10 protein-coding genes are annotated in these 9,296 nt (G+C 38.1%); 9 read left to right on the top strand and 1 reads right to left on the bottom strand.

What is annotated here, in order from left to right:
- Positions 1-27: 27 nt before the first annotated feature.
- From D1094_RS03465 to D1094_RS03475, 3 genes are all read left to right on the top strand, one after another.
- Entirely contained in the window at positions 28-945 is a 918-nt protein-coding gene (locus tag D1094_RS03465) for a DMT family transporter (RefSeq protein WP_118958649.1), read from the top strand.
- A 305-nt stretch (positions 946-1,250) separates the two neighbouring features.
- A complete protein-coding gene (locus tag D1094_RS03470) occupies positions 1,251-2,219 on the top strand; it encodes a class 1 fructose-bisphosphatase (RefSeq protein WP_118958650.1) in 969 nt (322 codons plus the stop codon).
- Between the two features lie 300 nt (positions 2,220-2,519).
- Positions 2,520-2,816, top strand: coding sequence for a DUF6916 family protein (locus D1094_RS03475; RefSeq protein ID WP_118958651.1), 297 nt, complete (start codon positions 2,520-2,522; stop codon positions 2,814-2,816).
- 74 nt (positions 2,817-2,890) lie between these two features.
- Here the strand turns inward: D1094_RS03475 and D1094_RS03480 are convergent, their stop codons facing one another.
- Positions 2,891-3,379, bottom strand: a complete 489-nt coding sequence (locus D1094_RS03480) for a GNAT family N-acetyltransferase (protein WP_118958652.1) — start codon at positions 3,377-3,379, stop codon at positions 2,891-2,893.
- 78 nt (positions 3,380-3,457) lie between these two features.
- Here D1094_RS03480 and D1094_RS03485 point away from each other — a divergent pair, with 78 nt between their 5' ends.
- The 6 genes from D1094_RS03485 to D1094_RS03510 form a co-directional block, all read left to right on the top strand.
- Positions 3,458-3,985: a phage tail protein gene (locus D1094_RS03485; RefSeq protein WP_118958653.1), complete on the top strand. Its 528-nt coding sequence runs from the start codon at positions 3,458-3,460 to the stop codon at positions 3,983-3,985.
- 30 nt (positions 3,986-4,015) lie between these two features.
- On the top strand, positions 4,016-4,549 hold the full coding sequence (locus D1094_RS03490; RefSeq protein ID WP_118958654.1) for a phage tail protein: 534 nt from the start codon (positions 4,016-4,018) through the stop codon (positions 4,547-4,549).
- A 10-nt stretch (positions 4,550-4,559) separates the two neighbouring features.
- Positions 4,560-5,099: a phage tail protein gene (locus D1094_RS03495; protein WP_118958655.1), complete on the top strand. Its 540-nt coding sequence runs from the start codon at positions 4,560-4,562 to the stop codon at positions 5,097-5,099.
- Positions 5,100-5,187: 88 nt separating this feature from the next.
- On the top strand, positions 5,188-6,543 hold the full coding sequence (locus D1094_RS03500) for a S8/S53 family peptidase (protein ID WP_147361050.1): 1,356 nt from the start codon (positions 5,188-5,190) through the stop codon (positions 6,541-6,543).
- A 12-nt stretch (positions 6,544-6,555) separates the two neighbouring features.
- Positions 6,556-7,887, top strand: a complete 1,332-nt coding sequence (locus D1094_RS03505) for a TIGR03032 family protein (RefSeq protein ID WP_259337802.1) — start codon at positions 6,556-6,558, stop codon at positions 7,885-7,887.
- Positions 7,888-7,950: 63 nt separating this feature from the next.
- On the top strand, positions 7,951-9,296 hold a 1,346-nt coding region (locus tag D1094_RS03510; protein WP_220452515.1), incomplete at its 3' end, for a hypothetical protein.

Below are 9,296 nucleotides of genomic sequence, written 5' to 3' on the forward strand. Positions count from 1 at the left end.
CTAATTGCTACGTGGACAATATGCAACATGAATAATACTTTTTTATATATTATTACCGTGCTTATCTGGGGCTCAACTTGGATAGCCATTAACTACCAATTAGGTGATATTGCTGTTGAAGTTTCTGTTGTCTATCGCTTTGCATTAGCTGCGTTCACACTTTTTGTTTTCGCTTATATTAAAAAACTACCAATGCAGTTTTCATTGTATCAACACGGCTTATTTGCATTGTTTGGTATTTGCTTATTCGGCATCAATTATGTGTTGCTATACAATGCACAACAGCATATTAACTCTGCGCTTACTTGTATTGGCTTTTCAAGCTTAATGCTTATTAACATTGTTAATACCCGTATCTTTTATAAAACCAAAATAATAAAACAGGTCTATTTTGGCGGAGCCTTTGGTCTATTTGGTATTGTGGTGTTGTTCTGGCCGCAATTAAGTGATGTTGAGTTAGGTGCTGCAACCTTGCTCGGCTTAACCCTTTGTGTAATGGGTACATTTTCGGCCTCTATGGGAACAATGATATCAATCAGAAACCAAAAGAATAATATTCCTATTGTCCCTGCGAATGCATGGGGAATGTTATATGGCGCACTCTTCATGACCATAGTGGTATTAATTCAGGGAAAGACGTTTACTTTCTCATATACCTTTGAATACATCAGCTCTTTAGTCTATTTATCCATATTTGGTTCGGTAATCGCTTTTGGTTGTTACTTAAGCTTAATGACAAAAATAGGCGCCCATAAAACCTCATACGCCAACATTATTTTTCCAGGTATTGCTGTTATTATCTCAACCTTCTTTGAAGGCTTTGTTTGGTCAAGCTATACCGTAGTAGGCTTGGTATTAATGATAGTGGGGAATTTAATTGTGTTGTCAAAGCCGAGAAAAGCCAAAACACACAAAGCCAATGATAAGAAGGCAGTTACCGTTTAAAGCACTTTTATACTAATCCTATATGAAAAGGGTTTCTTAGCGATAATTTAAAATTCGCCCTAGAAACCCATGGACACCATGGTAACTTGATAAAATTTACTCTAATGTCGACGACGTCGTTTGATGTAGTTACTTCTTTATGCGGAATGGCATTATCAGCTAAACGCCAACAAAATGTTCTAAAAATTAATCATTAAAGCATACTCATATCTCAGGGAAACTTGCTATAATGCCGAAAGTTTTTTTAGATGTTTTCATAAAACATTTCACTTCAACATTAATGATAAGGTTATTTAGGTAAGCCAATGCAACGACTCGCCCCTGCTCTACGCCAAGACAATGTACCACTTGATTTGATTTCATTGATCAAAACCATTTTAGCCGCAACAAAAGAAATATCTTTTCGCGTTAGCCAAGCTCACTTAGGTGGCTTAATGGGCTCAACTTTAGATGAAAACATTCAAGGTGAAGTACAAAAGAAATTAGATGTTGTCGCCAATGAATTATTTAAAGATATTCTGTTAGAGTCTGGCTTTGTTCGCGCTATTTCTTCTGAAGAAGAAGATACCTCAGTTGCTGGTGATGAAAAAGGCAAATTCGTTGTCTCGTTTGACCCTTTAGACGGTAGCTCTAACATTGATATTAACTCACTGATTGGCACAATTTTTTCTATTCATGAAGCCATTCCAGGCATGGATGCAGAAGATCCTGCACAATTTCAGCAGCAAGGTAACAAACAAGTCTGTGCTGGTTACGTATTGTATGGTCCATCAACGATGTTAGTGATGACAACAGGCAGTGGTACCCACTTTTATGTGTTAGATAGAACACATGGTGGTTATTTATTAGTTGAACGTAATGTACAAGTACCAAAAGATACGCAAGAATTTGCTATTAACATGTCAAATCAACGTTTTTGGCAGCAACCGATGCAAAACTATATTAATGATTTAATTGCGGGTGATACAGGCCCTCGTGGTAAAAACTTTAATATGCGTTGGATAGCAGCAATGGTGGGTGATATTCATAGAGTACTAACCCGCGGTGGTCTTTTTACTTACCCTGCAGACAGCAAAAAACCTGAGCAACCTTATAAGTTACGTTTAATGTATGAAGCCAACCCAATGTCTTTCCTTATTGAACAAGCGGGTGGTTTGGCAATGACCAGCACTGGTCGCATTATGGATATTGACCCTAACGATATTCATCAACGCGTTGAAGTAATTATGGGCTCTGCCAACGAAGTAGAAGCTTGTTTGAGTTATTATAAATAGTCACTTATTACACGATTTAAGCATTAAAGCAGCTAGCTAAACACTAGCTGTTTTTTATCTTTCGAAAATACCGATATAAAAGCACCTTACCTTTTGCGTGATACTAGGTAATAAAAAAGTTCAACATGCCCTGCCTTCTAGCTTGATTAGCAGCATTCAACAGGGGATATCTAAATCTACTTAAACATTCACTTTTCAACTGTTGACAGTTCAGTCTACCAAACAGGCGTTTTTATGTTGCCCCCAGCAATGTTTTATGTTTAATTAAACATCAATGATAAAAAACAACATGGAATGTCGATGGAAAATTATAGTTTCACTGTATTATCTCAGTTAATTGGTGAGCCAATAACAATCAGGGATAATGCTGAAAATGAAGCACAGCTTATTATTGCCGAAGTGAATAAAGGAACGATAGATGGTGATGAGTGGCAATCTTTTTCTGTTATCTATAATGGCGAAGAAAATTTATCTGTACCTCAAGGAACTTATCTTTTTTCCCATGAAAAAATAGGTGAAGTTAGCTTATTTATTACTCCTAACTCAGCAACTGAATATGAAACTATCGTGAGTCAAAAGCGCGTTCAGGCTATATAAACACTTATATTGATACTTAATAAATAACCGTTAAAAGTTAGATTCATAATATTCAAGGATGAATAAGCGCTATGCTAAGGAAGCCACTCCATCAACAAATAAACCTCATTAGTTTTTGTCTTGAGCGAAAAACCCAACCGTTCGTACAATCGCTTGGCTGGATTGTTTTGTTCTACATGTATAGTCACTGCCTTTCCTACTTTTTTTGCTTGCTTAAACAAGTCATTAAACAAAAAGGTGCCCAGCCCGTTATTTTGAAATTCAGTAGCCAACAAAATATCCACAATGCGGATTTCTTCTTGCCAGTAATCAACAAAAAGACGTCCAATAGCAACTCCATCAAGCTCAATAATATTGAAAAAATCACTACAGTAATGCTGATTATAATGAGCATATTGCGCGTTAAACTGCTGCTCAATGAATACCTGTTTTTCTTGCTCGGTAAAATTAGTCATCGCAAGTTCACTTGCTCGGGTAGCAGCATAAAGCGAACGCATAAAAGGGATGTCGCTTGGCATCGCTGTGCGTTGTGAAACTCTATTAGCCCAAAGATTTGATGGCATATTCGTTAACGTCCTTGCTATTAAATTGAGGGTAAATTGTGAGGATACTCACGTAAAATGTAAAGAGGAAAAATAAATATGTCAGAACCTTTTTTGAGTGAAATAAAAATATTTGGCTTTAATTGGCCGCCCAGAAACTGGGCTCAATGTGATGGACAGTTATTAGCTATTAATCAAAATCAGTCATTATTTGCTTTAGTAGGCACAAAATTTGGCGGTGATGGTATAACAAACTTTGCTTTACCTGATATGCGTGGACGTACACCTATGCATGCTAACGATGGAAAATATAATTTGGGACAAAAGGGAGGAGAGGAGAAAGTAACCCTTTCTGAAGAAGAGATGCCCTCTCATCGTCACATAGTTAGAGCTAACACTGACAATGCTGATACAAATGAGTTCTCAGGTAAAGCACTTGCAGCAGGCTTTGATTCAAGAAGCAGCGTACAGAAGCCAGCTAATATGTATACCCCTGCGAACAACTTGGTGAGTTTGCATGCTGAAAGTGTTTCTAATGTAAATGGGCAAGCACATACCAATGAACAGCCATCATGTGTAGTTAATTTTTGTATTGCCTTACAAGGCCAGTTTCCAACACGCGATTAACACATCAAAGTCAAAATAGGAGAGCAAGATATGAGTGACCCTTTTGTAGGTGAAATACGTATGTTCGCCGGTACCTTTGCACCGCGACAGTGGGCATATTGTGACGGACAAGAATTAGCCATTTCACAAAATGAGAGTTTATTTTCATTAATAGGAACAGTCTATGGAGGAGATGGCAGAGTTAGTTTTGCTTTGCCTGACATGCGCGGTAGATTACCCGTACATCAAGGTACAGGGCCGGGATTAACCAATCAAAAAATAGGTAATCGTTACGGTACGCAAAAAGTAACATTAAATCATTCGGAAGTACCAAGCCATAAACATACATTTAATGTTAGCACTGATAAAGCTAGCGCTAGCGTTCCAACCAATAACGTTTTAGCCGCACAGAACGATGGTGATATGCCATATATTACTAGCTCATCAGTTACTACAACTATTCAGAGTTTAACTAATGAAACAATCGCTGCAACAGGTGAAAGCCAAGGGCATAGTAATATGATGCCCAGTCTTTGTGTGAATTTTATTATAGCTTTGTTTGGTACTTACCCAAGTAGACACTAGGAGAAATATTATGTCAGAACCTTTTATTGCAGAGGTCAGAATGTTCACGTGTGATTTTGCTCCTAGGGGCTGGTCATTTTGTAATGGCCAATTAGTACCTATTAGCCAAAATACAGCCTTATTTTCTTTGATAGGTCAAACTTATGGTGGTGACGGCAGAACAACGTGTGCTTTACCCAACTTAACTGATCGTGTTCCTATGCACCCAGGGCAAGGCCCAGGATTAACTCGCCGTAATTTAGGTGAACAACTTGGCACAGAGACAGTGACATTAACAGAAGAACAACTGCCAGCTCATAATCACAGCCTTTTTGGCGTTGACGAGAAGGGGGATTCTGAGCGCCCAAGTAATGACTGCTTTATGTCACAAGAAGGAGGAAATCGTCAAGAAAGAACTTATTATCTTTCTGACAGTGCAACAACCGATACAGAGTTGTCGCCTGCTACGTTAGGTAGTAGTGGTGGCAATCTGCCTCATAATAATATGCAGCCCTTTTTAGGTGTTAATTTTTGTATCGCCATGGAAGGTACTTACCCTTCAAGAAGTTAATGAGTAAAAATTTAATGCATTGTAATACTCAGGTAGCACGCTTTTTGTTACCTTAGTATTAATATTAAGTTAGTCGTTGAGAGGCACCTTGCTTTTAACAAAAAAGAGTAAAATTAACCCTGATAGATATACTCAGTTACCTCGCTATTTTTGCAAGGTAGGAATAGCTGTAATTATTTATTATGTATCGATGTTAGGACATTTTGCGATTGCTAGTGAAGGTAATATTATTTTTGATAACTTCTCTCATAAAGTTAAATTAATTGCTAAAGGGGACGTTTTTCACATTGAAGGCACTAATGTTCAAGTTAAATTAGCAAACCGTATCATTGTAAAAACAAAAAAAAGCATTAAGAAACAACAGGTGTTAGGTTTTCATCATAAGTTCACTAACATAACAGAGTTATTTCAAGGAACAAAGAGTAACTTTTTCTCATTGGCGCTTAACAAAAATGCTAATTTGACCAAAGTAATTGCTGATTTACAGAGTTTTCAAAGAAAACACCCAACAAGCGGAATACTATTAATTCAACCTGATATTTTACAGTTGCAAAGTAAAGCCGAGTTAGTAAAAGAAGATAATGATAGTATTAATGCTTTACCTGCAAAGAAGCAAGTTATTCATTCTAGGGGAAATAATGCACTATACTATCAGTCACCCTACCTTAACTTATTAAATATTCCCCCGTTGTGGCAGAAAACGAAAGGGAAAAATATAAAAATTGCTATTATTGATGATGGTATCTTCCTTGAACATGAGGAGTTAATGCACATTAGCCCAACCTTCTCTTACGACATAGAAAATAAAGTACTGTCTTCATCACCAAAATTAGCCATTGATCAGCACGGCACTAAAGTCGCGGGTATTATTTTTGCTGCTCATAATCGTATAGGTATTGATGGCATTGCACCAGAAGCTGAGCTTATTAGTTTGCGACAGCCTAAAACTTGGACTTCAAGTACCTTACTTAGTTTTCAATTAGCAAAATTAGCGGGGGCTTCAATAATAAATTGCAGTTGGCATTCACAGATACTATTACAACCCTTAGCAGAAGTTATAGAAGATTTATCTGTTAATGGCCGAGAAGGAAAAGGAATAGCTGTGGTTATTTCTGCTGGCAATAAAGGAATAGAAGTTAAACCCAATAGCAATGAGAGCGCGATAAACAGCGCTATTATAGTAGGCGCTAATAACCAACACTTCAGTCGATTAGCCTATAGTAACTACGGTGAGAGTGTTGATTTATTTGCTTATGGTAAAGTGGTTAAAAGCACGACAAGTACAGGGAAATATGGAACGTTCTCTGGTACGTCTTTAGCTGCTGCAATTATTTCAGGCTTATCAGCATTATTATTATCAGAAAAGCCAGAGTTAACAATTGAGCAATTAACACAACAATTAAAAGTAATGACTAAGACTAGCTCTAAAATCAAACAACAATAATGGTATACATACGTGACAGATACAGTAAAAAAAGTTGAATCGGAAATATCAAAAAGCAAAGACGAGCATGTTTCTATACCTAATGAAATAGATTTCAACTGTGAATACAGTGAAAACCTACCGGCAATTCTAAAAAAACTCAATATCTCGTTAGCATTTACTTCTTATCAAGCAGGACGGTTAATGTTAATAAGAAGTGATGGTAAAGGTATTGATGTAAACTTTAAGAGCTTTCCCCGCCCAATGGGGCTATCAGTTACTGAAGATGGCCTAACCTTAGGCATTTTTACACAAATAATTAACTTTCAAAGAGAAGATGGCTTGTTAAATATGCTGAAGCAGCCTTTGCAAAGTATAGAAGATGATATAACCGCACCTAGAATAAAAGCGACAGAAAACAAAAATGACGAAAACGCCATTGAGTCTGCCCCTAAAGAAAACATAAAGAACACTGATAACAATAAAGTGTTAACGCCTGAGCAATTAGCGGCTCAAAAAGAACAACTAAAAAAAATAGAAGCATACCAACAAAAGTTGAATGCACCCGTTGATAAAAGAGTAGATGCCTGTTTTATTACGCGCTCTGCTCATTATTCAGGCATGATAAATATTCATGATATCGATTGGGGCGATGAAGGTTTATGGGCGGTAAATTCAAGTTTTTCCTGTTTATGCACCATAGAGCCAGACTCAAGCTTTGTACCCCGTTGGAAACCACATTTCATCTCTGAATTAGTACCAGAAGACAGATGTCACTTAAATGGCATGACCTTAAAAGATGGAAAGCCTGCTTTTGTTACTACTTTTTCCACTTATGATAAATCAGGCATGTGGCGAAAAGGTGATAAATTTAACGGCACTTTAATGGATGTTGAAGCCAATAGTATATTGTTAGAAGGTTTAGCTATGCCTCATTCTCCTCGTTGGCATAATGATAGGGTTTATTACTGTAATTCAGGTCAAGGACAAATATGCAGTTATCACCCTCAGACTAAAGTTAATACAATACTTGCTGAAGTGCCTGGCTTTACTCGCGGTATGGACTTTTATGGCCCTATTATGTTTGTCGGCTTATCAAAAGTAAGAGAAACAGATGTAACTTCACCCGCGCCTTTAGCAACAAAGTATGATGAAACACATTCAGGGTTGTGGTTATTCGATACCAATGAAAAAAATGAAGAAGGGCTGATGAAAGAAATTGGTCATATTAAATTTACTGGTAACGTCGATCAAATTTACGATGTGGCAGTAATACCCAATGCCAGCTTTCCAGAGTTAATAGAGCCAAGCCATCCTAGAATGAGAAATCACTTTTGTCATCCAAAAATGAATAATGATTTATAGTAACGAATATAAACTAGCAATAAAGTTCGCTGAAGCTAAAAAATAACATATGGGGCAATAACCATGAAGTTAAAGAATGATATCCATAATAAAAAACATAAAACAGTAAAACCACTTAAAATAGCATTACCTCTAATGCTAATGATGGGAGGAGGAGCTGTTGCCTCATCGCGTAATAGAGGTTCGTTATCTACTATCCGTGGTTTAACAAGATTGTCTGCGATAAGCATTACCGAAGACAAAAGCTCAGGTGAACAAAAGACAACTTTAGAACAACAAGCTAAACGATCTGCGTTTGGTGCTTTTACAAATAAAACCCGCAACAAATCTAACACCGCTAACATTGAAGTGAGCCAAGAAGCACTGGCCTTTTTGCAAGAAAATGATTTATTAACAGCGAAAGAATCAGTAAGTGCCAAATTATCAGGCGATACCTTAGGTCGAAAAACCTTTGTTGATTTTTGTCTACAAGCTGATTTAAGGCCCAACAATGTTGCTCCTAATCCAGCTATTACTGCTGCTACTGTTACCGCTCAAGCCAATTTAATGAAGAGTGTTGTGAATCAAACCGCTTGTATTGGTGGCGGTAACTTTTGGCATGTGACTACAGGAGGCGCATGTTCTGGACCAGGTACTAACATATCGGCTTGTATGAACTCATCTGGTTATTGGTCTGGGATCAACGTCAATAGTGTGATTAGTGTTGCTCCAGACACAGCACCTACCGCAAGCTCAGTTAGTTTCTCGGGCACCTTACAGGTCGGTGAATTGCTGACCAGTAGTTATAGCTACTTTGATGCAGACAGTGATGTGGAATCAGGCACCACCTTTAAGTGGTATGCCTCAGATGATGCCGGTGGGACCAATAAAACGCAAATAGCGACGACAGAAAACTTCACCTTAACCGCTGGGCAAGTCGGTAAATACATCAGTTTTGAAGTCACACCAGTCAATGCCAACGCTTCAGGCTCAGCTGTCGAAAGTGCGATTAATGGAACCGCTGTTATTGCCGCTGACACAGCACCTACGGCAAGCTCAGTTAGTTTCTCGGGCACCTTACAGGTCGGTGAATTGCTGACCAGTAGTTATACCTATTTTGATGCAGACAGTGACGTTGAATCGGGCACCACCTTTAAGTGGTATGCCTCAGATGATGCCGGTGGGACCAATAAAACGCAAATAGCGACGACAGAAAACTTCACCTTAACCGCTGGGCAAGTCGGTAAATACATCAGTTTTGAAGTCACACCAGTCAATGCCAACGCTTCAGGCTCAGCTGTCGAAAGTGCGATTAATGGAACCGCAGTTATTGCCGCTGACACAGCACCTACGGCAAGCTCAGTTAGTTTCTCGGGCACCTTACAGGTCGGTGAATTGCTGACCAGTAGTTATACCTATTTTGATGCAGA

It is taken from the genome of Colwellia sp. RSH04 (assembly GCF_003545765.1).
Taxonomy (GTDB): Bacteria; Pseudomonadota; Gammaproteobacteria; order Enterobacterales; family Alteromonadaceae; genus Colwellia.